Source organism: Pseudomonas sp. NGC7 (genome assembly GCF_047159675.1).
GTDB classification, from domain to species: domain Bacteria; phylum Pseudomonadota; class Gammaproteobacteria; order Pseudomonadales; family Pseudomonadaceae; genus Aquipseudomonas; species Aquipseudomonas kermanshahensis.
Genome location: NZ_BAAFZY010000001.1, coordinates 2,410,833 through 2,433,670, shown reverse-complemented (window position 1 = coordinate 2,433,670; position 22,838 = coordinate 2,410,833). Strand labels below are relative to the sequence as shown.

Here is a 22,838-nt window from a genome sequence, read left to right as displayed (position 1 = left end):
CAGGGCCAATTGCCCCACAACTGGTCAGACCGGTAAGGCCAAAATCACTTGCAATGTAGGATTTTTCGCGCTTTTATGGCCTCGCGCTGAACAAACCGGTAAGACCACAATAATTAAGTCCTGCGCTCTTTGACCCTCGCGGCATCGAAGCAAGGACACCGACCAGAGATCACTCCCATGCTCAAATGGTGCTCGCGTTCGATCTTCCTGCAAGTCGTGCTGGGCCTTGCCCTCGGCATTGCCTGCGGCCTCAGCTTCCCCGAAGTCTCCCTGCAACTCAAACCCCTCGGTGACGGCTTTATCAAGCTGATCAAGATGCTCATCGGCTTGATCGTCTTCTGTGTGGTGGTCAGCGGTATCTCCGGTGCTGGCGACTTGAAAAAGGTTGGGCGGATCGGCCTGAAATCAGTCATCTACTTCGAAGTACTGACCACCATCGCCTTAGTGATCGGCCTGGTGTTCGCCTTCACCAGCGGCATTGGCAGCGGTGCCAACATCCACCTGGACCAGTTGTCCAGCGCCGACGCCAGCAGCTTGGCCGAGCGCGGCCAGCACATCCATGGTGCCACCGCCTTCTTCATGGACCTGATCCCGACGTCGGTGATCGGCGCCTTTGCTGACAACAACATCCTGCAGGTGCTGCTGTTCTCGGTGCTGTTCGGCAGCGCGCTGAACCTGGTGGGCGACTCGGCGGCAGGTATTTCGCGTCTGATCAACGAACTTAGCCACGTGATCTTCCGTATCATGGGCATGATCGTGCGCCTGGCGCCCATTGGTGTGTTCGGCGCAATCGCCTTCACCACCAGCAAATATGGCCTCGAGTCGCTGCAGCACCTGGGTGGCCTGGTGGCACTGTTCTACCTGACCTGCGCCGGCTTCGTGCTGATTGTCCTCGGTACCGTCATGCGCCTGTCGGGGCTGAAACTGCTGCCCCTGATCAAATACCTGCGTGAAGAGCTGACCATCGTCCTCGGCACCGCCTCTTCCGACGCCGTACTGCCGCAGATCATGCGCAAGCTCGAGCACCTGGGCATCGGTACCTCCACCGTCGGCCTGGTGATCCCGACCGGCTACTCGTTCAACCTCGACGGTTTCTCCATCTACCTGACCCTGGCCATCGTGTTCATCGCCAACGCCACCGGCACGCCACTGGAGATGACCGACCTGTTGACCATCCTGCTGGTCTCGCTGGTGACTTCCAAGGGCGCTCATGGCATCCCAGGCTCGGCGCTGGTGATCCTCGCCGCCACCTTGACCGCCGTGCCGGCGATTCCGGTGGTGGGCTTGGTGCTGGTGCTGGCGGTGGACTGGTTCATGGGCATCGGCCGGGCACTGACCAACCTGATCGGCAACTGCGTGGCCACCGTGGCCATCGCGCGCTGGGAGAAGGACATCGACCTGGAGCGCGCGCAGAACGTACTCGCTGGCAAACCCGGTTTTGCCCACACGCCCCGCAAGCAGCCCAACATCCATCAACAGGAATTCTGATCGAACGCGGCCGGCGATGACGCCGGCCCTTCCAGGAGCGAACCGTGATCAGCTCATCGACCGTCGTCAACTCAGTGGTGGAAAAACTCCGCCAAGCCCTGGCCCGAGGCCAGTGGCGCTCCGGCGATATGCTGCCTGGCCAGCGCGAATTGGCCGAACAACTGGGCATCAGCCGCCCCAGCCTGCGCGAAGCCGTCACCGTGCTGGAAACCCTGGGCCTGGTGCGCGCGCTGCCCGGTAAAGGCGTGCTGGTGCTGGATGCCGATGCTGCCCTGCAGGAGCCGGGCATCGACACCAGCGCGTCGGCCAGCCTGGCCGATGTACTGGAGCTGCGCTACACCCTCGAGCCCTTCATCGTCGGCCTGGTCGCGCAATCGGCCAACAGCCACGACATCGGCCAATTGCGCCTGACGCTGATGGACATGCGCGAAGCGCTGGAGGCCGATGACAGCGAAGCCGGGGTCAAAGCTTACATCGCCTTGCATGAGGCGCTGTTCGCCCTGACCACCAATCCGATCTTCCAGAGCGTGGTGCAGCAGACCAGCAACGCCCTCAAGCAGAGCGCCGACATGCTGCGCAACTCGCCCGAACACCTGGCCGCACGGCTGAAGGAAAACGATGCCGTGGTGCGCGCCATCCGCGAACGCAACAGCGCCGAGGCCAGCGCCCAGATGCGCCAGCACATCCTTGCCGAAGGCCAGCGCATGGGCATCCAACTCAACATCCCGGACGAACACCCCCGCCCTTGACCCAGGAGAGCGACCATGACCGCCTGCGCCCACGCCGCCCCCCGCCTGCCTGCCTTGCTCGCCGCCGGCGAAACTCGCCTGTCGGCCGACCAGATCTACCCACGGCTGTTCGACGCAATCCTTGAACAGCGCTTGCCGCCAGGTGCGCTGCTGCCCGAGCAGGCCTTGGGCCATGCCTTTGGTGTCAGCCGCACGGTGATACGCCGGGTGCTCGGCCGCCTGTCGGACCAACAGGTGGTGGTTCAGCGCCCCAGCCACACCGCGCACCTGGCCGCACCCGACCCCGACCAGGCGCGCCAGGTGCTCAGTGCCAGGCGCCTGGCCGAAACCACCTTGATCACCCTCGCCGCGCAACGCGCCCGGCCGGCGCAGATCCGCCAGCTGCGCCTGCTGGTCGAGCGGGAGCGCCAACACCACGAAAACGGTGAGCGCTGCGCGGCCATCCGCCTGGGCGGCGAGTTTCACCTGAAGCTCGCGCAGGTTGCCGCCAACGCCCCGCTGGCGCGGTTTCTCAACGGTTTGGTGCCGATGACCTCGCTGATCATCGCCCGCTATGAGTCGCCCTGCTGCGACCACTGTGCCTGGGAAGAACATGCGGCGATCATCGATGCGGTCGAGGCAGGTGATGCCCCCGCAGCGTTGGCGTTGATGCACGAGCACCTGGACCGGCTGCAAGACAAGCTCGACCTGGGCTGAGTTTTTTGTCGTTGTAGGAGCGGCCTTGCGTCGCGAATGGGCTGCAAAGCGGCCCCCTGCAATGTTTCGGTGAGGCTGAAATCCTGGGGCTGCTTCGCAGCCCTTTCGCGACGCAAGGCCGCTCCTACTGGCAGCCTTCTCTCTATACTCGAGAAACCACCCCAGCCTCTACCCAGGGAGGCGGCCGCGTGAGCTCGCGTATCCCCTTACTGCTACTGTGCCTGTTGCTGGCCCTCGGCGGCTGTGCGAGCAAGCGCCCGCCTGCCCCGCCACCGCCCGCCGTGCTCACCCCCGCTGCCTGGCAGCGCATCGACCAGGACCTGATCGAGGCCTCAGTCGGTGCCGCCGGGTCGGCCAACGACTACGCCCGCCGCTCGATGCGGGTGTGGAAGGAGCAGGTGCAGCAACGCACCGAGAGCGACTTCATCCCCTGGTTCACCGGCTACTGGACCCAACAATGGCTGACCCTCAAGGTCGCCTGGTACAAGCTCGACAGTGGCGAGGGCCGTGAGCCTGCAGAAAAACGCCTGGCGCTATACCTGCAGGAGCAGTACCACGAACGGGTGATCGAGCCCGTGGCCGAGCAGATCAACCCCGAGGGTATTCGCGACCGCGCCTGTGAACTGTACGTGCAACTGTTCGGCCAGCAACTGCCTGGCATCATCGCCCGCTACAACGCACCGGCTGAGCAATTCAGCCAGCGCCTCAACCGGATACCTGCCATCGCTCTGGGCCCGCCCGCTGCACGCAATGCCAGCCTCTACCAACTGCTGCGGGCCAAGTCGCTGGACCAACAACCGGCCTGGCAAGCCATGCGTGAGCATTTGCACCAACAAGCCAGCAAAGGCCCGGGGCAGACCGACGTGGGCCTGTCGTCGGTGGCCACCCGCGCCAGCGAGAAGCTCGGCGCCACCCTGGCCCCACGCGGCATCGCCAGTGCCGTGGCCTCTGCGGTGGGCAAGGTGGCTGGGGCGATGATCTCGGTGGCGGCAACCGGGTACGGCATGATCACCCACGGCCGTGAACAACCGCAGATGGTCGAACAGTTGCGGGTGATCCTCAACGTGGCGCTGAACCAGGAATGGCAGGAGTTGATGGAGAACCGCCAGAGCGGGGCGATGGCGGGGGTGTATTACCTGTCGGGGCAGGTCGAGGACAGTTTGCTGGCCAGTGCGCCGCGGCCGGTGGAGCAGCCGATAGCGCCGCAGGCGGAACAGCGGCAGGCGCCTTTGTTGATACGCCTGCCACCTTAGGGGTTGCTTGTGCAGGCCTCTTCGCAGCACAAGGCTGCTCACAAGGGGCGTTTCAGCAACCTGTCAGGCAGTGGCCAGCGCCGAGGTGGGCAAGCCGAAGAGCCTGTCGAATGCCCAGTTGTAGGCAAAGGTGTAGCACGGCACCAGGATGATGAACGCCAGGTCCACCAGAAACGCCTCGACCAGGCTCATGTCCAGCCACCAGGCAATCAGCGGAATCAGGTACACCACCAACGTCAGTTGAAAACCGATGGCATGCGCCACGCGCCGGGCCACGCTGCGCCCGCGTTTGGCCTGGCGGGCCTCCCAGCGCTCGAACAGGGTGTTGTAAATCAAGTTCCAGAGCATCGCGATGGTGGTGATCATCACGGCCAATGGCCCGGTGTGGGAAGCCTGGGTGTCTGACAGATACGCCAGCCCGAGGGTGGACATGCACAACCCGATCAGTTCATAGAAAGTCACATAGACCAGTTTGCGTTTGAGCCCCTGCACCTGGGTTTACCTCCAAAGTCAAAAAACGATGGTGGCGAGAATGCTTCAATCTTCTTGACAGTAAAAGTCAGCAGCTGTCAGATCAACTGACAGGAGGCTGCCATGAACTTTTCCAGCGACAACATTCAACTGTTTCTCGCCGTGCTCGACCGCGGTTCGTTCTCCGCTGCCGCACGCGCCCTGCACCGGGTGCCGTCGGCCGTGAGCATGGCCATCGGCAACCTTGAGGCAGAGCTTGGCTACAGCCTGTTCGAACGCGGCCCGCGCGAAGTGCGGGCGACGGCCCAGGCCTTGGCTCTGGAACCCCACGCCAGGTTGATCGCCGAACAACTCGGGCTGCTGCAGGTGCATGCCCTGGAGTTATCCCAGGGGCTTGAGAGCAGCCTGACCATCGCGGTGGTCCCCGACGTCGATCATCGCCCGCTGTTAAGCGCCATCGCCCAGCTCGGTGAGCGCTACCCGCTGCTGGACATCGCGCTGCTCAGCGCCCCCCAGGAAGAAGCCCTGCACCTGCTCGACAGTGGCCGCGCCGACCTCTGCGTAGCCTTCGCCGGCCTGCAGGTCGATGCCCGTCGCGGCTTTCAGTACATCGGCATGGAGTCGCTGGTGGCTACCCTGTCACCCACCCACCCGGCGCTGCTCGACGCACGCATTCACTACCTTGAAGACCTGATCAATGTGCGCCAGATCCTGGTGCGCAGCCGCGACTTGCCGCTGACCGACCCGCGCGCCCTGATCGGTGCCACGCACTGGTCCACCGACAGCTTCGACGTCGCCCTGCAGATGGTCGAGGCCGGCCTGGGCTGGGGTGACTTGCCGCTTTCGCGCATTGCACCGCTGCTGGCGGCCGGGCGGCTGGTGCGGCTGGATTTTCGCAATACCCGTAATGAACTGCAGTTGCCCGTGCACATCCTGTGGCGCAAGCAGCACCCGCTGCGCCAGGCGGCGCGGCTGTTGATCGAACAGCTGTGTAAACGCTGAATGCCGTTCGTCGAAACGGCCTAAAGAAATTTCGCTAAGTGTTTCAATTTTTTACCCCTCAAGCCGATAGCCAGACGACAGGGCGCAGCGCGTCATGAGTGCGCTGTGCCCTCCCCCCTGATTGGCTCAAGGTCTCGAAACATGAACCTGAAATTTCGCCACAAGATCCTGCTCAGCGCGTGCGGCGTCGTGGTCCTGGCTTTTGCCCTGTTCACCCTCTACAACGACTACCTGCAACGCAACACCATTCGCCAGAATATCGAGTCCTCGGTGCAGCAATCCGGCGCACTGACTGCCAGCAGCGTGCAGAACTGGATGAGCGGGCGCATCCTGGTGCTGGAAAACCTGGCCCAGGACATTGGCCAGCAAGGCGCCGGTGATACCCTGAACGGCCTGGTCGAGCAACCGTCCTATACGCGTAATTTCCTGTTCACCTACTTGGGCCAGGCCAACGGTGCATTCACCCAGCGCCCAGACGCGCAGATGCCCGCCGGTTACGACCCCCGCCAACGCCCGTGGTACAGCACCGCGGCAAGCGCCGGGCAGACCGTTTTGACCGCACCTTACCAAGGCGCCGTCGGCGGCTTGATGGTCACCATTGCCACCCCCGTGAAGGGCAAAGGCAACGGTGAACTGATCGGTGTGGTCGGCGGCGACGTGACCCTCGACACCTTGGTAGAAATCATCAACTCGGTCGATTTCGGCGGCATCGGCCATGCCTTCCTTGCTGACAGCAATGGCCAGGTCATCGTCAGCCCGGACAAAGACCAGGTGATGAAAAACCTCAAGGACATCTACCCCGGCAGTGGCCTGCGCGTCGCCTCGGGCATGCAGGATGTCACCCTCAATGGCCAGGACCGCCTGATCTCCTTTGCCCCGGTCAACGGCCTGCCGTCGGCCCAGTGGTACATCGGCCTGTCGATCGACAAGGACAAGGCCTACGCCGCCCTTAGCCAATTCCGCACCTCGGCGATCATCGCCATGCTCATCGCCGTGGCCGCCATCGCCGGCCTGCTGGGCTTGTTGATCCCGGTGCTGATGCAACCGCTGACCACCATGGGCCGTGCCATGCGCGACATCGCTGAAGGTGAAGGTGACCTCACCCGCCGCCTGGCCGTGCAGAACAAGGACGAGTTCGGCGAACTGGCGATGTCGTTCAACCGGTTCGTTGAACGCATCCATGCCTCGATCAGTGAAGTGTCGTCGGCCACGCGACTGGTGCATGACCTGTCGGAAAAGGTGGTCAACGCCTCCAACGCCTCGATCACCGGCTCCGAAGAGCAGAGCATGCGCACCAACAGTGTGGCGGCAGCCATCAACGAGCTGGGCGCTGCTACCCAAGAGATCGCGCGCAACGCCGCCGACGCCTCGCAGCATGCCAGCGGCGCCAGCGAGCAGGCCCACGGTGGCCGCGAAGTGGTCGAGGAAGCGATCAGTGCCATGACCGCCCTGTCGCAGCGCATCAGCGAATCGTGCGCGCAGATTGAAACGCTCAACGCCAGCACCGACGAAATCGGCAAGATTCTCGATGTGATCAAAGGCATTTCCCAGCAGACCAACCTGCTGGCGCTCAACGCCGCCATCGAAGCCGCGCGTGCCGGTGAAGCCGGCCGTGGCTTCGCCGTGGTCGCCGACGAGGTGCGCAACCTGGCGCACCGCACCCAGGAGTCGGCCGAAGAGATCCATCGCATGATCACCAGCCTGCAAGTGGGCTCGCGCGAGGCGGTGCACACCATGAACACCAGCCAGGTCTCCAGCGAACAGACCGTGCAGGTGGCCAACCAGGCCGGTGTGCGCCTGGCCAGCGTGACTCAGCGCATTGGCGAGATCGATGGCATGAACCAGTCGGTGGCCACTGCCACTGAAGAGCAGACTGCCGTGGTCGAGAGCCTCAACCTGGACATCACCCAGATCAACGCCCTCAACCAGCAAGGCGTCGAGAACCTGAACGAGACACTGCTGCACTGCGATCAGTTGGCCCAACAGGCTGGCCGATTGAAGCAGCTGGTGGGCAGCTTCAGAATCTAAGTGTCACGTTCGCCAGCAAGCCCTCTCCCCTCTGTGGGAGCGGGCTTGCCCGCGAATGGGCTGCGCTGCAACCCCGCTACACCACCACCGCTTTTACCGCCTTGCCTCGCCGCACCCAGGCCAGCAACACCGCCGCCATCAGCACAAACCCCAGGTAGCCAAACAGCGGATACACCTCGCCCACCAGGCTGATGAACCCCACTAGGCTACAGCCAAACGCCACCACCCCGGTCACCACCGAGCCCCAGCGAAACGTCGCCGTGCCAGGCGGCAACAGCCGCGAAAGGAACGAGAACATAGTGCCCACCGCCGTGTTCACGATCATGCCGAAAATGATCAGGCACATCACCAGCCCCAACAGCGGCGACACCTCATTGGCAATCGACAGCATCGGCATCGGCAGATCGGCAACGCTGTCCAGGCGCGACAACAGCCCGGCGCTCATCACCAACATCAGGCCACCGAGCGCTGCACCGCCCAGCAACCCGCCCCACACCGCAGTCTTCTCGCCCTTGGCCGAGCCCCCCAGAATGGCCAGGATCGGCGCACCGGCAACGATGTTGTAGGACACATACAAGAACGCGCCCAACAGCCAATGACGGGTACCGGCCTGCTGCTGGCTCGCCAGGTGATCGAGGTCGGCAAAGCTCTGCTCGCGGGTAAACACTGCGTACAGTGCAATCGCCGACGCCACCAGGATCAACAACGGGGTGATCGCGCCGATGGCCAGGATCACCTTGCGCACGTCCAGGCACACGATGCCCACCACCACGACCGTCATCAGTACGCTGCCGGTCAACGCCGGGATGCCGAACTGCTGCTCCAGCAGTGCACCCCCACCGGCCAGCATGACCACGGTGACGGCGAACATGAAGAAGGTGATCAGCCAGTCGACGAACAGGCCCAGGTGACGGCCACAGATGGCCTGTATCACATCCTTGTGCGATGTGGCCCGCAGCCGGTTGCCCAAGCCCGCCAGGGCCATGCCGAGGAAGGTGAACAAGGCGGCACTGACCAGCGCGCCGACCAGCCCCCACACCCCGAAATCGACAAAGAACAACAACAGTTCCCGCCCCGAAGCAAAGCCCGCCCCCACGATCACGCCAACGAAGGCCCCGGCGATTTTCAGCTGCTCTTGCATGTGAACCTCTGGTTTTATTGTTGTTGTGCGTCACTGCGGCAAAGAACCCCTGTAGGAGCAGCCTTGTGCTGCGAAGAGGCCAGCAGCACCACAGCAATGCCATGGGCATCCGGCCCCTTACGCAGCACAAGGCTGCGCCTACAATTTCCTGCTGGGTCAGTGAACGGTTACGCTTGGCCGATAAACGCCTGCACCTCGATCTCTACATCCACCCCCAGCGCCAACGCCGAGGCCACCGTCGAACGAACCGGCAAGGCGGCGCCGAAGAATTCCTTGTAAACCTCGTTGAAGCCGGCGAAGTGGCTCATGTCCGACAGCCACACCGTGGCTTTCACCACTTGATCGAAGCGTGCCCCGCACGCCTCCAGGCTCTCGGCGATGCGTTCGCAGGCCGCTCGGGTCTGGGTCTGGATGTCACCCCGTACCACTTCGCCGCCGGCACTCATCGGCACTTGGCCAGACAGAAACAGAAAGCCGCCGGCTTTTACCCCACGGGAAAACGGAAATGGCAGGCTGCTGGGAAAACGCTGGATATCATTGCTCATGGAAAGCTCCTTTCACGGTTGCTGGAAACGTGCCGGGGACAGGCGTTCAGGCGCCACCCCCTGGCTGACAAGGCTAGGGCACAGCGGCTGGCCGAGCAGCAGGTCAGCTGCCAGGCGCGAAGCACCTGCGGCCGACTGGATGCCATAGCCACCTTGCGCCGCCAGCCAGAAAAACGCAGGCATGCGCGAATCGAAACCAATCACCAGGTCGCCATCGGCAACAAACGAACGCAAACCGGCCCAACTGTGGCTTGGGCGGCGGATAGTCAGCGTGGTCATGGCTTCGATGTTGTAGATGCCCACCGCCACATCGAGCTCTTCGGGCGCGGCATCTTGAGGTTCGACCGGGTCGGCGTTGGCGGGCGAGCCGAGCAGTTGCCCGGCGTCGGGCTTGAAATAGAAGCTCTCGTCGACGCCAATCACCGCTGGCCAGCGGGCGAAGTCCTGCTCGGCGGGGCCGGGGAAAGTAAACGCGCTGCGGCGGCACGGCTGCAGGCCGATGGGCGCCACGCCGCATTGCTCGGCGACGTGGTCGGCCCAGGCACCTGCCGCATTGACCAGTTGATGAGCCTGGACACAGCTGCCATCGCTCAATTCCACCTGCCACACGCCATCGAGCAAGCGGGCCTTGGCCAATTCCGCGTTGCAGCGCAGTTCACCCCCGGCAGCCCGATAGCCGCGCAAAAACCCTTGGTGCAGCGCGTGTACGTCCAAGTCCATGGCGCCTGGCTCCAGCACCGCGCCGGCCACGACCTCGGGCCGCAGGCTCGGCACCAGCGCCAGCGCCGCGTCGCGGTCGAGCAGGCTGACTTCGGTGCCATTGGCCAGGTTCTGCGCATGGGTCTGTTCGAGCAGTTGCTGTTGTTCATGGCTGGCGACATAGAGGCAGCCGCGCGGCTCAAGCAAAGGGTGTTCGCAGAAGCCTGCGGGCGGCGCTTCGTAGAACGCTCGGCTGGCACGGGTCAGCGCCTGAATCTGCGGCGTGCCGTAGGCCTCCATGAACATGGCAGCCGAGCGCCCGGTCGAGTGATAGCCCGGCTGTGACTCGCGCTCGAGCAGCAGCACCCGTCGCTGGCCAGCCAGGCGATAACCCAAGGAGGCGCCGGCAATGCCTGCGCCGATGATCAGGGTGTCGTAGATCGGGGTCATGCACGCTCCTGCTTCGATAATTATCATTTATGAGAATTCTAATATATGAGAATTTAGAACTGCGCAAGTGTCCAAGGTAATATGCCCGACCAACGCCGTATGCCGAGTGCCCCGAATGCCCGATGACCGTCCCGATGCACTGCCCTTGCTAGACCGCGCCGCCGTCGGCAGGCGCCTGCGCCAAGTGCGCAAGGCGCGCCAGTTGACCCTAAAGCAATTGTCCGAAGCCAGCGGCGTGCCGGTGTCGACCTTGTCGAAAATGGAGCTTGCCCAGGTCTCGGTGAGTTACGAAAAACTGGCCGCCGCTGCCCGCGCGCTGAATGTCGATATCGCGCAGCTGTTCCGTGCCAGCGGCACGGCCGATACGCCGGTGCCGGTCACCGTGGTGGTGGACTCACTGGCCGCGGTGGCAGGCTACGCGACGGGTACCTACGACTACCACCCGATCGCCGGTGCATTCCCCGAGCGGCGCATGACACCCGCCTATGCCCGCATCATCGCCCGCGAGCGCGGGCAGTTCGACGACTTTATCCGCCACCCAGGCCAAGAGTTCGCACTGGTGCTCAGCGGGCGTGTGCGCATCGAGTTCGAGACGGGTGAAGCCGTCAGCATCGGCCCGCAAGAGACGGCCTACTTCAATAGCCAGGTGGGGCATATCTACCTGTCGGAAAGCGAAGACGGCGGTGATGCGCAGGTGATGGTGGTCATGACGGACCGCTGAGCGGCGCCGTACAGGCAACACGCAGTTATAACCTAATAACGAACTAGTCTATTTGGCTATTAAAAATTCTATATGCTGGCTTCCATCCGATAACGGGCAAAGTTGGGCAGTCGAGTAGCGTATGGATGTAGGTTCTTTCGGTTTCACCCTTGCCGGGCTGGTCGTGGGTTTCATCGTCGGTATGACCGGCGTAGGTGGCGGCTCGCTGATGACCCCTATTCTTTTGTGGTTTGGCATCAACCCGGCCACTGCTGTCGGCACCGACCTGCTCTATGCCGCCATCACCAAGGCCAGTGGCGTCTGGGTGCATGCCCGCAACAAGAACATCGACTGGAAAATCACCGGCCTGCTGAGCCTGGGCAGCGTGCCCGCCGCCGCACTCACCCTGTGGTTCCTCAGCACCCTGCATACCGACACCTCGGCGCTCAACGCCATCATCAAACAAGGCCTGGCCGTGGTGTTGATCCTCACCGCACTGGCCATTCTGTTCAAATCGCGCCTGCAGGCATTCGCCAGCCGTCATGCCGGTGACCACTATCACCTCAGCGACCGCAGCCTGAACACGCTGACCGTGCTCACCGGCGTCGTGCTGGGCGTCATGGTCACCCTGACTTCCATCGGCGCTGGCGCATTGGGCACCGTGGCCTTGTTCCTGCTTTACCCGTTCCTGGTGACCCGCCGCCTGGTCGGCACCGAAATCGCCCACGCGGTACCGCTGACCTTGGTTGCGGGCCTGGGCCACGCCGGCATGGGCAACATGGACTGGTCGCTGTTGGGTTACCTGCTGCTCGGTTCGTTGCCGGGTATCTACATGGGCAGCCACCTTACCGGGCGGATTTCCGACCGCGTGCTGCGCCCGTGCCTGGCCGCGATGCTGTTGCTGATCGGCTACAAACTGGCCTTCTGATTGCCACCGCTATCAACCCAGACGCAGACGCCACTGCCCGGCGAAGCTGAGTTCAAGGCGCGATAGCGGCAGCACATCAATGCGCTGATGGGCGCTCATCGGACACCCCAATAGCTGGACCAGTACGGCGCGGATGACCATGGGGTGAGTCACCGCCAGCCATTCACCCGGCGTGTCGAACGCCGCCAGCCAAACCGCCACGCGCTGGCACAGCTGGGCGAACGATTCGCCGCCATGCGGTGTGCTGTCGGGGTTTTCCAGCCATTCGGACAACGCCTGTGGATGAGCTGCCTGCAACTGCTTGAGCGACAAGCCTTGCCAACACCCCAGGTCGCAATCCGCCAATGCCGGTTCGACCCGTGCTTGCGCCGATAAAAATGCCGCCGTCTCGCAGGCCCGCCGCTCCGGCGCACTCAGCACCTGCACGGCAGGTCCAGCTGACACGGGCGGTTGCTCAAGCGCCAGGATGCCGTCCTCCGGCCGGGGCAGGCAGCCGGTCTTCTGCGCGTGGGTCAGGGCATGGCAAACGAGGGTCAGGCGAACGGCTTTCACCGGTGCTCTCTTCATGGCAGGCGGGAGCGGATGGTTTAGCATGCCGTCACTTTTTTTGCGCGACGAAATGCGCCTGGCCTGTGCAGATCAAGCCAGCAGCAACATCACACCCCACACCGGCACTGCCGCCGACAAGCCGACGGCCAGCCGCGGCCAGTAGGGCAATAGCATCACCAGCAGCATCCCTGCCAGCGACAGCGCCCCGAACCACGCCACCGGCCCCATGGCCCAACCCCAGGCCTGGGCGCACAGCAGCAGGCTGACCAGCAGCGCCAGCCACCCTGCCCCTCGCAACCCCAGGCGTAGGCCACGTGGGCAGGGCCGATTCCAAACATGCTTGTAATGCCGCTCCAAGCCCTGGCACAACCCGAGCATCCCGACGTAGGCAAACAACATACCGCCTGTAACCCACATCATCATGCGCCCGCCTCCACGCTTCGCCCTGCCCTGGTCTTCTGCGGCGCCGACGCAGCCTGACGTACCCGCCAAGCCACCAGCCCCAGCAACACGCCCAACACCATCGCACACGCCACCACACCCAGGCGCATCGCATCAGCCATGCCACCCAACGCGGCCAAGCTGATGCACAGCAGCGCCACCAACAGCAATTGCTCGACCCAGGCGCGCCGTGCCGGCCTCACCCCCGCGTGCAGCAGCGCCAGCAGCCACGTGCCAAAGAACGCGCGCACCTCCCAGCTTTCCCGTTGCACGAGCTCAACCGGCAACAAGCGGCTGGCCCACAGCAGGGCCACGCAGGCCAGTAACAACCCGCTGACGAAGCCGACATTGCACACTTCGGCTACCCGGTACCAGCGCCGCGCCGAAGGCTGCGCCGTGGCGCTGGTATATTTGCGCCCACGCTTGACGCAGAACAGCACCAGCCCACTGGCGATCATTACGCAACTGACCACCCCGCAAATGAAGTACAGCCAACGCATCGGGTAGCCGCCGAACTGGGCAAAGTGCAAACCGACCATCACCCGCTGGGTCAGCGGGGCCGCACGCCACTCAGGCACATCGCTAAGCAGCTCGCCGCTGACGCCATCGAAGACCATCGCCTGGCCTTTGGCGAGGGCGATCCGGTTGCCTAGCTCAGGGCGGATTTCAATACGCGCGCCTGCGGTGTTGGGGTTGCGGATGTTCAAACCGCCAATCGGCCCCAGCCGCGCCTCAGCCTGGGCCAGCAACGGCGCCACATCGACCAGCTCGCCCGGCTGCCTGGCCAGTTGCCGTGGCTGCTCCAGGCGGGCATTGCCCTGCGCCTGGAAATACGCGCGACTGTTGCCTTCGAACAATGCATCAACCCCTGCCGGGATGTAGATGAGCATGAAGATCACCAACCCGGTGTAGGTGATCATCAGGTGGAACGGCAGCAACAGCACGGCGCTGGCATTGTGAAAGTCCAGCCATGAGCGCTGGCCCTTGTTGGGCCGGAAGGTGAAGAACTCTTTGAAGATCTTCTTGTGGATCACGATGCCCGTGACCAGTGCCGCCAGCATCACCAACGCCAGCGCACCGACCACGAAGATGCCCCAGTTGCGCGGCAAGTCGAGGGTGAAATGGAAGCGGAAAAAGAAGTTGCCGCCAATACTGTCACGCACCTCGATGGCCTCGCCGGTACGCGGGTCGAGCTGCACGCCACCGCCATGGCGACGCTCGCCGGTTGATACCCGCAACCCGGGCGAACGCTCGGTGGGCAGGCTGATGCCCCAGTTGCCGGCCTTCGGTTCGTGGGCTTGCAGATAGGCAACGGCCCGCCGCGCGGCGTCGGCCTGGGACACCTCGGTTGCCGGGACCTCCGGCTGCATCCAGTGATCGAGCTCCTTGTCGAACACCGCCAGGGTGCCGGTGACGAAGATGGCAAACAGCAGCCAGCCGAAAATCAGCCCGGCCCAGGTGTGCAACCAGGCCATCGATTGAGTGAAGGTATTCTTCATGCCAGCCACCTCAGTGCCTGCGGCCAGAAGCCGATCAGTGCCAGCGGTGCAGCAAGCACCAGCGGCGCCCAGGCGCGCAGGGCATCACGGCTGGCAAAGGCCCAGAGGATTGCGCCGGTGTAGAAGATGAAGGCTGGCAGGGTCGCGACAATGACCGCGTCGGCGGACGACAGCGGCAGCAACCGGGCCAGGCAGGCACTGGCGGCGTAGCTGAACGCGTAACCGCCCAGCAACGCCGCGGTGCTGCGGGAGAAGATCTGCAGCCAGGCGGGGGCTTGGATCATCGGAAGCTCCTCGAGGGTCTTGGGTGGGTGCTGCGCAACCCTATCGCCCTGTAGGAGCAGCCTTGTGCTGCGAAGAGGCCGGTGATAGCCCGAGAGTCTTCGCTGCTAATACCGGCCTCTTCGCAGCACAAGGCTGCTCCTACAGGGGGATTGGGCCGCACTGCGGCCCCGGGATCAGAAGGTGATATTCAACGAAGCAAACACCGCCCGACCCGGCTGGTTGTATGTGTTGGCCCCCGAGCTGCTGGCATTGCCACCGCGCAGGATCTGCTTATCGAACACGTTGTTCACCCCCACCCGCACGTCATAGTTGGCGTTGAACTTGTACCCTGTGCTCACGTCCACCAGGCCGTAGGCTTCGACATCCTGCTGCGCCTCCTGGTCGTAGCTTTCCTGGGTGCGGTAGTTGTAGGTCGGCGACTTCTGTTTGCCGAAGTAAGTGCCTGCCACCTGGAACGACAGTTTGTCGGTGGCGCGCCAATCGAGGGTGGTATTGACCGTGTACTCCGGGATCACAGACAGCGGCTCGCCCGTCTCGCGGTTGTCATTGTCGAGCATCCAGGTCAGGTTGGTGTTCCAGTCCAGGGTCGGGCTCAGCTCGATGAAGAAGTTGCCCTCGATCCCTTCCACGCGCGCTTCGCCGGCGTTCTCCCACTGCGTCACGCGGCGGCCGCTGTTGATGGTGTAGAGCACATCGGTGTCGCCGATGATCTTGTTCTTGTAATCGTTGCGGAAGTAGGTCGCACTGGTGCGCCAAGTGCCACGGTCGTACAACAGGCCGATCTCTTTGTTGACGCTGATCTCAGGCTTGAGGTCGGCGTTGCCCTGTAGGTAGCAACCACCCGAGTTGGTCTGCTGCACGCTGCAACCGTTACCACGGCTGTAGAGCAGGTAGTTGGGGTTGGACTGGTACAGGTTCGGCACCTTGTAGGCGCGGGCGATACCGCCCTTGACCGACAGCGCCTCGGTCAGCTTGTGCGACAGGTTAAGGCTGGGGCTGAAGTTATCGCCGAAGGTCTCGTGGTGGTCAAAGCGCAGGCCTGGGGTGACGGTGGTGTCGCCGACAATGATGTTGTCTTCGACGAACAGCGCGTAGCTCTTGGCGGTCATCTTCGAGTTGCTGCGGTCGAAGCCGCTGATCGCGTCGTCGCCACCGCCACTGGGGTCAAAACTCTGCGGGCGGAACGAGCCCTGATCGTTGAGCGACTCGTACAGGTATTCGCCACCCAGGGTCAGTACATGCTCGGTGCTGCCCATGGCGAATGGCAGGTTAACTTCGCTGCTCAGACGAGTATTGCGCAGCCGCGACATGGCGGCGCCGCTGTCGTTGATCGCGCCTTCCGGGCCCCCGGCCAGGCCTTCGTTGAGGCGCCAGTTGCGCACGTACTCGTAGGCCAGCGTGGTCTTGCTGGTGCCCCAGGCGAAATCGCCCAGGTGGGTCAGGTCGTAGGTGTTGCGCTGCATCACGTTGGTCTCGTGGCCATACAGGCTGGAGATCAGATCGACATTGCTGCCGCCGTTGCTGTTCATGGTGTCGCCAGCATAAATGTTGCCTTGTCGGCTGTAGCCGGCGCTGGTTTCAAAGCGGTGCTCGTCGTTGAGTTTCCAGCTCAGCATCCCGTTGATGTCTTTGTTGCGCACGCCTTCGCGGCCGGCCGACAGCGCACTGTTGGCATGGCTGGCGTTGATGTCCAGGTCGTCGGCGTCGGTCTTGGCCAGGCCACCGTATAGGCGGAAACCCAAGTTTTCGGTGAGGCCGCCCCCCAAGTTGAAGTTGGTACGACGGCTGGCCCCCTCGGCGCTGTCTTCGGGCATCTGCGTGTACAGGCTGACGCTGCCTTTGAGCTCATCGGTCGGGCGCTTGGTGATGATGTTGACCACCCCGCCCATGGCGCCAGAGCCGTAACGCGCCGCCGCCGGCCCCCGCAGGATCTCGATGCGCTCGACCGCTTCGGCCGGCACCCAGTTGGTTTCGCCACGGGTATCGCGGTCGCCGTTCCAGCCATAGCGCACTGCATTGCGCGCGCTCGAAGGCTTGCCGTCGATGAGGATCAAAGTGTTTTCCGGCCCCATGCCACGCAGGTCGATCTGCCGGTTGTTGCCGCGCGCACCGCTGGCACTGTTGCCGGTCAGGTTGACCCCAGGTTCGCGGCGGATCAGTTCGGACAGGTCATTGGCCGGGGGATGACGCTTGATGTCCTCTTCGGTGATGATCGACGAACCCAGTGCCTGCCGCGCTTCGCGTTCGGCGGTGACCAGGGTGTCCTGAATGACCAGCGCGCTTTGCGCAGCAGGCACCTCCAGCACTTCACCGGCGCGCTGCTCGTCGGCCTGGGCGGCAGTCGCGACCATGGCCGGCGAGGCCAACGCAACGAACGCCAGGGCCAGGCTGTTGGGTGAAGGTCTGGATTGCATCGGTACATCTCCTGCGATTCATGAGCGAAAAGGCACATCCCTGCCAGGAAGCCGGCGAGCCCTCGCCCACCGGCCTCGCAACGACAAAGTGGAGGCCAACAGGGGTGGTAAATATAGTTATTCTCAAATGAGTTTAAATCTTATTTACGAAACTTACATGTTTGTAACGGAACTTTGCGGAAACGCCCGTGCTTGCCCTACTCTGTGGCGGCTTCTTTGGCCCTTCGAGACCTTGTGTTCATGCTCCCAGCCGCGTTGATTTTCCTGTTCACCCTGACCCTGGTTATCTGGCAGCCCAAAGGCCTGGGCGTCGGCTGGAGCGCCACCTTGGGCGCCGTGCTCGCGCTGGTGTGCGGGGTGGTGTCGCTGCACGACATCCCCACGGTCTGGGCCATCATCTGGAACGCCACGGCGACGTTCATCGCCCTCATCATCATCAGCCTGCTGCTGGACGAAGCTGGCTTCTTCGAGTGGGCGGCGCTGCACGTGGCGCGGTGGGCGGGAGGTGACGGGCGCCGCCTGTTCGCCTTCATGGTGCTGCTGGGCGCCGCTGTTTCGGCGCTGTTCGCCAATGACGGCGCGGCGTTGATCCTTACCCCCATCGTCATGTCGATGCTGCTGGCGCTGCGCTTCTCGCCAGCCGCCACCCTGGCCTTCGTAATGGGTGCGGGCTTTATCGCCGACACTGCGAGCCTGCCACTGGTGGTGTCGAACCTGGTAAACATTGTCTCGGCGGACTATTTCGGCCTGGGTTTCAACGCCTATGCCTCGGTCATGGTGCCGGTGAACCTGGTGGCCGTGGCAGCCACCTTGTTGGTGCTGAGGGTTTACTTTGGCCGCGACATCCCGCTGCGCTATGCCACCGATGAGCTCAAGCTGCCAGCCATGGCCATCCGCGATCGCGCAACGTTTCGTGTCGGTTGGGTGGTGCTGCTGGCGCTGCTGGCCAGCCTGTTCGTGCTCGAGCCGTTGGGTATTCCGGTCAGTGCCGTGGCCGCGGCCTGCGCGGCCGTACTGTTCGCGGTCGCTGCCCGTGGTCACGTGATTTCCACACGCCGCGTACTGCGCGAAGCACCGTGGCAGATCGTGGTGTTTTCGCTGGGGATGTACCTGGTGGTCTACGGGTTGCGCAATGCCGGCCTGACCGACTCGCTGGGCAGCGTGCTGAACTGGCTGGCCGGCCATGGGGTATGGGCGGCTTCGCTCGGTACCGGGCTGATTGCCGCGCTGTTGTCGTCGGTGATGAACAACCTGCCCAGCGTGCTGATCGGTGCGCTGTCGATCCATGCCAGCGAGGCCCAAGGCGTGGTGCGCGAAGCGATGATCTACGCCAACGTCATTGGCTGTGACCTGGGGCCAAAGATCACCCCGATTGGCAGCCTGGCCACGCTGCTGTGGCTGCATGTGCTGGCGCGCAAAGGGGTCAGCATCGGCTGGGGGTATTACTTCAAGGTCGGGGTGTTGCTGACGGTGCCGGTGTTGCTGGTGACATTGGCGGCTTTGGCGGTGCGGTTGAGTATCTAGGCGCCCAGGCCTATGGGGTTGACCTGCGATAATTTGGACAGGGTGCCTGGCCAGGGCTACGCCCTGGTTCGCGGGTGAACCCGCTCCTACAGGAGGTACGTTGTAATCCGTGCTCAGCGATTAACCCGCCATAACCCGGCCATCTGCGTCGTGAAGCCTGCGCTCATCAACTCGCGCCGCATTGCCCATTCCGCTGCCGCCGGTACCGCTGCACTGCGTAGCGTGCCCCTGCCCCAACGTGCGTTGACACCGTCGATCACACCCATTACCCGCTCCGCCTGTACCGTCTGCGACGGGGCAAACAAGTCGCCGGTGAATTGCCCACGCTGGCACAGCTCCAGCAACAACACTTCTGCCTTGCTGTAGCGAAAGCCCTGCCGATAGATACGCCCCACCGCCTCCAGGGCCATGCGTGTGAGCAGCCGCACGTCATCTGTCGGATACGGCAACTGCACCACCACGCCGTTGGCGTACTTGGCCTCGTCCGGGTTGAACATACCGGTACGGATGCTGACGCGCATCTTGCTCGCCAGGGAGCGCTGGCTACGCAACTTCTCCGAGGCGCGCATCACGTAGGTGGCCACGGCTTCCTTGATGGGTGCCAGCTCGGTCAGGCGCTTGCCGAACATGCGGCTGCAACAGATTTCCTGGCGTGGCGGGTCGATGTCCTGCAGTTGCAGGCACGGCGTGCCCGCCAGTTCGCGGGCGGTCTTTTCCACCACCACGCTGAAGGTCTTGCGCAGCAGGCCTGGATCGGCGCGTGACAAGTCCCAGGCGGAGCGGATTCCCATGCCCTGCAGGTGCGCGGTGAGGCGTTTGCCGATGCCCCAGACCTCGGACACGTCGCACTTTTTCAGCACCCACTCACCCTGCGACCCGATGCGCAGGTCGACCACCCCACCGCTGTGAACGGCCCAGCGTTTGGCCGCGTGGTTGGCCAGCTTGGCCAGGGTCTTGGTACCCGCGATGCCGACGCCGACGGGGATGCCGGTGTGCTTGAGCACCCGCTCGCGTATGCAGCGGCCCAGGTAGTCGAGGTCTCCGGGTACGCCGGTCAGGTCGGCGAAGGCTTCGTCGATGGAATACACCTCCAGTGCCGGGACCATGCCTTCGATTACCGCCATCACCCGCTGGCTCATGTCACCGTACAACGCATAGTTGGATGAAAAAGCCACCACGCCATGGCGGCGCAACAGGTCCTTCACCTGGTAATACGGCTGGCCCATCTTCACCCACTGCTTGGCCTCGGCACTGCGGGCGATGATGCACCCATCGTTGTTGCTGAGCACGACGATGGGCGTGCGCAGCAGATCGGGGCGGAACACGCGCTCGCAGCTGGCGTAGAAACTGTTGCAGTCGATCAGGGCATAAACGGGCTGTGGGTTCATCTGGAAGGCTTACGTTGACTGTATATTTATACAGTACACCTTATAAGCGCGCTATCGCCTCCTCCATTCATCCGATTTGCATCCTGCGCGCTGGCTCCTACAGTTCTGAACGTAGCAACCCCCGCGAGACGGCCAATGCGCACCACCGAAAAAACCGGCCATACGATTGCCGCCAAGGGCCTGCCAAAGATCCCGCGCAGTGTCTGGGCGCTGGGCTTCGTGTCGATGTTCATGGACATTTCCTCGGAGATGATCCACGCCCTGCTGCCGCTTTACATGGTGACCGTGCTCGGCACCTCGGTGGTGGCGGTCGGCTTTATCGAAGGCATCGCCGAGGCGACCGCATCGATCACCAAGGTGTTTTCCGGCGCACTGAGCGACCGGCTGGGCAAGCGCAAGCTACTTACGGTCGTGGGCTACGGCCTGGGCGCGCTGACCAAGCCCGTGTTCCCCTTGGCTTCGGGCCTAGACTGGTTGATCGCGGCACGCTTTGTCGACCGTATCGGCAAGGGCATCCGCGGGGCGCCGCGGGATGCATTGGTGGCCGACGTGACGCCCCCCGAATTGCGCGGCGCCGCCTTCGGCCTGCGCCAGGCACTGGACACTGTCGGCGCCTTCCTTGGGCCGTTGCTGGCGATCTTGCTGATGTGGCTCACGGCCAGTCATTTCCAGACGGTGTTCTGGGTGGCGGTGATCCCTGCGCTTGTGGCGGTCGGCACGCTTGTGGTGTTCGTGCACGAGCCCGAGGCCACGGCCACGTCGCGACCGGTACGTTCGCCGCTGGCCCTGCACCAACTGAGGCGGCTTGGCGCCGGCTACTGGCGACTGATCGCATTGGCCATGGTGTTTACCTTGGCACGCTTCAGTGAGGCCTTTTTGTTGCTGCGCGCCCAGGACATGGGCCTGGCCGCGTTATGGGCACCGGCGGTTCTGGTGGTAATGGCCTTGGCCTATTCGCTGTCGGCCTACCCCGCCGGAGTGCTGTCGGACAGGCTTGGCCGCCGTGGTGTATTGATGGCAGGGCTGGGGCTACTGCTGCTGGCTGACGTGATGCTGGCGTTTTGGCCCGGCTGGGCCGGGCTGGCGCTGGGGGTAGTGGCCTGGGGGCTGCACCTGGGTTTCACCCAAGGCGTCTTTGCCGCGCTGATCGCCGACAGCGCCCCGGCCAACCTGCGCGGTACCGCGTTCGGCCTGTTCCACCTGCTGACCGGCGTTGCGCTGCTGGTCGCCAGCGTGGTGGCCGGGCTGATGTGGGATGGGGTCGGGTTCCAGGCCACCTTTCTGCTGGGCGCAGTGTTCGCTGGGATTACCCTGACTGGGGTTGGCTTGCTGCGCTGAACGGCCGCTATTTCGGATCGTGGCTGCGCACGCTGAAGGTCACTACACCCCAGATCGTCAACTCATCGCCTTCAAGGATGTAACGTGGGGGGTAACGCGGGTTCTCCGAGCGCAGCACCACCTGCCCACCCACCTTATGCAGCCGCTTGCACAGCGGTTCGCCATTGACCGCTGCGATCACGATCTGGCCATGCCGCGCTTCGAGAGAGCGGTCGACCAGCACCAGGTCGCCGTCGAAGATCCCGGCGCCCTGCATGCTGTCGCCGTCTATCCTGACCAGATACATATGCGGGGCACGCAGGTTGAACAGTTCATCGAGCGAGATGGGCTGCTCCATGTGGTCCGCCGCCGGCGACGGAAAGCCAGCGGGGATGCGGAACAGATAACGCGAAACAGCACCGCTACCGCAGGTGATGGGACCCAGGATGGAAGTCATGGCACGGCCTTGAATTTAACTGTATATAGATACAGTATCGATCTACCGAGCATCAGGTCAATTTCGGCGTAGGACATTTCGACAAGTGGGGGTACATGCCATGTGTGGACGCTTCGCCCAGTCTCAAGGCTTGGCCGATTACCTGCGTGAACTGAACGCCGAACAGGACGTGATCAGCGGCTATGACAACCTGCCGATCGGTCGCTACAACGTCGCCCCCGGCAGCCGGGTGCTGATCCTGCACCGTGCCGAGGACGGGCTGCGCGTCGACCCCTGCCACTGGGGCTGGGCACCGTTCTGGGCCACCGGCAAACGCCCCGCCCCAATCAATGCCCGGGTAGAGACGGTTACCACGGGCAAGTTTTTCAAAGCCCTGTGGCCGCAGGGGCGGGCGTTGGTGATGGCGGATGGTTGGTACGAATGGGTGGCCGACCCGCATGACGCCAAACGCAAGCAGCCGTACTACATCCGCCTGAAAAGCCAGGCACCGATGTTCATGGCCGCGTTGGCCGAAGTGCACACGGGGATGGCGCCTAACGAAGGCGATGGCTTCGTGATCATCACCGCCGCCAGTGACGAGGGCATGGTCGACATCCATGACCGCCGGCCTCTGGTGCTTGAGCCGGCGGATGCGCGCATGTGGATTGACGCTGACGTACCCGCCGAGGAGGCCGAGCGCCTGGCACGAGAGCGGTGCCTGCCGGTCGAGGCGTTCGAGTGGTTCCCGGTGAGCAAGGCTGTCGGAAATGTGCGCAACGACGGGGCCGAGTTGATCGTGATGCAGGATGCCGAGCATCAACCCTGACGCTGCGCT

General features: G+C 63.5%; 22 protein-coding genes. 11 read left to right on the top strand and 11 right to left on the bottom strand.

Annotated features, from left to right (window positions below; translation table 11 throughout):
* Positions 1–177: 177 nt before the first annotated feature.
* The 4 genes from ACMCNM_RS11140 to ACMCNM_RS11125 all read left to right on the top strand — a co-directional run bounded on the left by ACMCNM_RS11140 (position 178) and on the right by ACMCNM_RS11125 (position 4,186).
* The gene (locus tag ACMCNM_RS11140) at positions 178–1,488 is read left to right on the top strand and encodes a C4-dicarboxylate transporter DctA (RefSeq protein ID WP_027593968.1); all 1,311 of its coding nucleotides are present in this window, start codon (positions 178–180) and stop codon (positions 1,486–1,488) included.
* A 44-nt stretch (positions 1,489–1,532) separates the two neighbouring features.
* Positions 1,533–2,237, top strand: coding sequence for a FadR/GntR family transcriptional regulator (locus ACMCNM_RS11135; protein WP_099453459.1), 705 nt, complete (start codon positions 1,533–1,535; stop codon positions 2,235–2,237).
* Between the two features lie 15 nt (positions 2,238–2,252).
* Positions 2,253–2,933, top strand: a complete 681-nt coding sequence (locus ACMCNM_RS11130) for a GntR family transcriptional regulator (RefSeq protein ID WP_027593970.1) — start codon at positions 2,253–2,255, stop codon at positions 2,931–2,933.
* 188 nt (positions 2,934–3,121) lie between these two features.
* Complete coding sequence (locus tag ACMCNM_RS11125; RefSeq protein WP_412764349.1) at positions 3,122–4,186, top strand: hypothetical protein; 1,065 nt, start codon at positions 3,122–3,124, stop codon at positions 4,184–4,186.
* 63 nt (positions 4,187–4,249) lie between these two features.
* Here the strand turns inward: ACMCNM_RS11125 and ACMCNM_RS11120 are convergent, their stop codons facing one another.
* The gene (locus ACMCNM_RS11120) at positions 4,250–4,678 is read right to left on the bottom strand and encodes a PACE efflux transporter (RefSeq protein ID WP_027593972.1); all 429 of its coding nucleotides are present in this window, start codon (positions 4,676–4,678) and stop codon (positions 4,250–4,252) included.
* A gap of 102 nt (positions 4,679–4,780) precedes the next feature.
* Here ACMCNM_RS11120 and ACMCNM_RS11115 point away from each other — a divergent pair, with 102 nt between their 5' ends.
* A complete protein-coding gene (locus ACMCNM_RS11115; RefSeq protein ID WP_099453457.1) occupies positions 4,781–5,659 on the top strand; it encodes a LysR family transcriptional regulator in 879 nt (292 codons plus the stop codon).
* 141 nt (positions 5,660–5,800) lie between these two features.
* Positions 5,801–7,687 carry a methyl-accepting chemotaxis protein McpA gene (mcpA, locus tag ACMCNM_RS11110; RefSeq protein WP_027593974.1) on the top strand — a complete coding sequence of 629 codons (1,887 nt, stop codon included), beginning with the start codon at positions 5,801–5,803 and terminating at the stop codon, positions 7,685–7,687.
* Positions 7,688–7,763: 76 nt separating this feature from the next.
* On the opposite strand, the gene ACMCNM_RS11105 is transcribed toward mcpA, so the two are convergent.
* From ACMCNM_RS11105 to ACMCNM_RS11095, 3 genes are all read right to left on the bottom strand, one after another.
* Positions 7,764–8,828, bottom strand: coding sequence for a hypothetical protein (locus ACMCNM_RS11105; protein ID WP_412764348.1), 1,065 nt, complete (start codon positions 8,826–8,828; stop codon positions 7,764–7,766).
* 167 nt (positions 8,829–8,995) lie between these two features.
* Positions 8,996–9,373 carry a RidA family protein gene (locus tag ACMCNM_RS11100; RefSeq protein ID WP_027593976.1) on the bottom strand — a complete coding sequence of 126 codons (378 nt, stop codon included), beginning with the start codon at positions 9,371–9,373 and terminating at the stop codon, positions 8,996–8,998.
* 12 nt (positions 9,374–9,385) lie between these two features.
* A complete protein-coding gene (locus ACMCNM_RS11095; RefSeq protein WP_412764347.1) occupies positions 9,386–10,522 on the bottom strand; it encodes an NAD(P)/FAD-dependent oxidoreductase in 1,137 nt (378 codons plus the stop codon).
* A gap of 115 nt (positions 10,523–10,637) precedes the next feature.
* On the opposite strand from ACMCNM_RS11095, the gene ACMCNM_RS11090 reads away from it, so the two are divergent.
* Both ACMCNM_RS11090 and ACMCNM_RS11085 read left to right on the top strand, forming a co-directional pair.
* Positions 10,638–11,243 carry a helix-turn-helix domain-containing protein gene (locus tag ACMCNM_RS11090; RefSeq protein ID WP_033694146.1) on the top strand — a complete coding sequence of 202 codons (606 nt, stop codon included), beginning with the start codon at positions 10,638–10,640 and terminating at the stop codon, positions 11,241–11,243.
* Between the two features lie 121 nt (positions 11,244–11,364).
* Positions 11,365–12,150: a sulfite exporter TauE/SafE family protein gene (locus ACMCNM_RS11085; protein ID WP_027593979.1), complete on the top strand. Its 786-nt coding sequence runs from the start codon at positions 11,365–11,367 to the stop codon at positions 12,148–12,150.
* Between the two features lie 12 nt (positions 12,151–12,162).
* On the opposite strand, the gene ACMCNM_RS11080 is transcribed toward ACMCNM_RS11085, so the two are convergent.
* The 5 genes from ACMCNM_RS11080 to ACMCNM_RS11060 form a co-directional block, all read right to left on the bottom strand.
* On the bottom strand, positions 12,163–12,702 hold the full coding sequence (locus tag ACMCNM_RS11080) for a histidine phosphatase family protein (RefSeq protein ID WP_085273221.1): 540 nt from the start codon (positions 12,700–12,702) through the stop codon (positions 12,163–12,165).
* 87 nt (positions 12,703–12,789) lie between these two features.
* Positions 12,790–13,122, bottom strand: coding sequence for a DUF3325 domain-containing protein (locus ACMCNM_RS11075; protein WP_186683130.1), 333 nt, complete (start codon positions 13,120–13,122; stop codon positions 12,790–12,792).
* Positions 13,119–14,639: a PepSY-associated TM helix domain-containing protein gene (locus tag ACMCNM_RS11070; RefSeq protein WP_412764346.1), complete on the bottom strand. Its 1,521-nt coding sequence runs from the start codon at positions 14,637–14,639 to the stop codon at positions 13,119–13,121. The genes ACMCNM_RS11075 and ACMCNM_RS11070 overlap by 4 nt, the downstream gene beginning before the upstream one ends.
* Positions 14,636–14,923 carry an iron transporter gene (locus ACMCNM_RS11065; RefSeq protein ID WP_412764345.1) on the bottom strand — a complete coding sequence of 96 codons (288 nt, stop codon included), beginning with the start codon at positions 14,921–14,923 and terminating at the stop codon, positions 14,636–14,638. Before ACMCNM_RS11065 ends, ACMCNM_RS11070 begins: the two co-directional genes overlap by 4 nt.
* A gap of 174 nt (positions 14,924–15,097) precedes the next feature.
* Positions 15,098–17,338 carry a TonB-dependent siderophore receptor gene (locus ACMCNM_RS11060; RefSeq protein ID WP_412764344.1) on the bottom strand — a complete coding sequence of 747 codons (2,241 nt, stop codon included), beginning with the start codon at positions 17,336–17,338 and terminating at the stop codon, positions 15,098–15,100.
* Between the two features lie 240 nt (positions 17,339–17,578).
* Between ACMCNM_RS11060 and ACMCNM_RS11055 the strand changes: the two genes are divergently transcribed.
* Entirely contained in the window at positions 17,579–18,862 is a 1,284-nt protein-coding gene (locus ACMCNM_RS11055) for an arsenic transporter (RefSeq protein ID WP_027593985.1), read from the top strand.
* A 113-nt stretch (positions 18,863–18,975) separates the two neighbouring features.
* Here the strand turns inward: ACMCNM_RS11055 and umuC are convergent, their stop codons facing one another.
* Complete coding sequence (umuC, locus tag ACMCNM_RS11050; RefSeq protein WP_027593986.1) at positions 18,976–20,250, bottom strand: Y-family DNA polymerase; 1,275 nt, start codon at positions 20,248–20,250, stop codon at positions 18,976–18,978.
* A 135-nt stretch (positions 20,251–20,385) separates the two neighbouring features.
* Here umuC and ACMCNM_RS11045 point away from each other — a divergent pair, with 135 nt between their 5' ends.
* Positions 20,386–21,588, top strand: coding sequence for an MFS transporter (locus ACMCNM_RS11045; protein ID WP_186683136.1), 1,203 nt, complete (start codon positions 20,386–20,388; stop codon positions 21,586–21,588).
* A gap of 7 nt (positions 21,589–21,595) precedes the next feature.
* On the opposite strand, the gene ACMCNM_RS11040 is transcribed toward ACMCNM_RS11045, so the two are convergent.
* On the bottom strand, positions 21,596–22,024 hold the full coding sequence (locus ACMCNM_RS11040) for a LexA family protein (protein ID WP_027593988.1): 429 nt from the start codon (positions 22,022–22,024) through the stop codon (positions 21,596–21,598).
* A 100-nt stretch (positions 22,025–22,124) separates the two neighbouring features.
* Between ACMCNM_RS11040 and ACMCNM_RS11035 the strand changes: the two genes are divergently transcribed.
* Positions 22,125–22,829, top strand: coding sequence for an SOS response-associated peptidase family protein (locus ACMCNM_RS11035; protein ID WP_412764343.1), 705 nt, complete (start codon positions 22,125–22,127; stop codon positions 22,827–22,829).
* The last annotated feature ends 9 nt before the right edge of the window (positions 22,830–22,838 follow it).

Coding starts and splice junctions, on each gene's coding strand:
- ACMCNM_RS11100 (WP_027593976.1), bottom strand. CDS start 9,373: ATGAGCAATGATATCCAGCGTTTTCCCAGCAGCCTGCCATTTCCGTTT.
- ACMCNM_RS11035 (WP_412764343.1), top strand. CDS start 22,125: ATGTGTGGACGCTTCGCCCAGTCTCAAGGCTTGGCCGATTACCTGCGT.
- ACMCNM_RS11095 (WP_412764347.1), bottom strand. CDS start 10,522: ATGACCCCGATCTACGACACCCTGATCATCGGCGCAGGCATTGCCGGC.
- ACMCNM_RS11055 (WP_027593985.1), top strand. CDS start 17,579: ATGCTCCCAGCCGCGTTGATTTTCCTGTTCACCCTGACCCTGGTTATC.
- ACMCNM_RS11065 (WP_412764345.1), bottom strand. CDS start 14,923: ATGATCCAAGCCCCCGCCTGGCTGCAGATCTTCTCCCGCAGCACCGCG.
- ACMCNM_RS11090 (WP_033694146.1), top strand. CDS start 10,638: ATGCCCGATGACCGTCCCGATGCACTGCCCTTGCTAGACCGCGCCGCC.
- ACMCNM_RS11140 (WP_027593968.1), top strand. CDS start 178: ATGCTCAAATGGTGCTCGCGTTCGATCTTCCTGCAAGTCGTGCTGGGC.
- umuC (WP_027593986.1), bottom strand. CDS start 20,250: ATGAACCCACAGCCCGTTTATGCCCTGATCGACTGCAACAGTTTCTAC.
- ACMCNM_RS11040 (WP_027593988.1), bottom strand. CDS start 22,024: ATGACTTCCATCCTGGGTCCCATCACCTGCGGTAGCGGTGCTGTTTCG.
- ACMCNM_RS11070 (WP_412764346.1), bottom strand. CDS start 14,639: ATGAAGAATACCTTCACTCAATCGATGGCCTGGTTGCACACCTGGGCC.
- ACMCNM_RS11085 (WP_027593979.1), top strand. CDS start 11,365: ATGGATGTAGGTTCTTTCGGTTTCACCCTTGCCGGGCTGGTCGTGGGT.
- ACMCNM_RS11130 (WP_027593970.1), top strand. CDS start 2,253: ATGACCGCCTGCGCCCACGCCGCCCCCCGCCTGCCTGCCTTGCTCGCC.
- ACMCNM_RS11105 (WP_412764348.1), bottom strand. CDS start 8,828: ATGCAAGAGCAGCTGAAAATCGCCGGGGCCTTCGTTGGCGTGATCGTG.
- ACMCNM_RS11075 (WP_186683130.1), bottom strand. CDS start 13,122: ATGATGATGTGGGTTACAGGCGGTATGTTGTTTGCCTACGTCGGGATG.
- ACMCNM_RS11115 (WP_099453457.1), top strand. CDS start 4,781: ATGAACTTTTCCAGCGACAACATTCAACTGTTTCTCGCCGTGCTCGAC.
- mcpA (WP_027593974.1), top strand. CDS start 5,801: ATGAACCTGAAATTTCGCCACAAGATCCTGCTCAGCGCGTGCGGCGTC.
- ACMCNM_RS11060 (WP_412764344.1), bottom strand. CDS start 17,338: ATGCAATCCAGACCTTCACCCAACAGCCTGGCCCTGGCGTTCGTTGCG.
- ACMCNM_RS11045 (WP_186683136.1), top strand. CDS start 20,386: ATGCGCACCACCGAAAAAACCGGCCATACGATTGCCGCCAAGGGCCTG.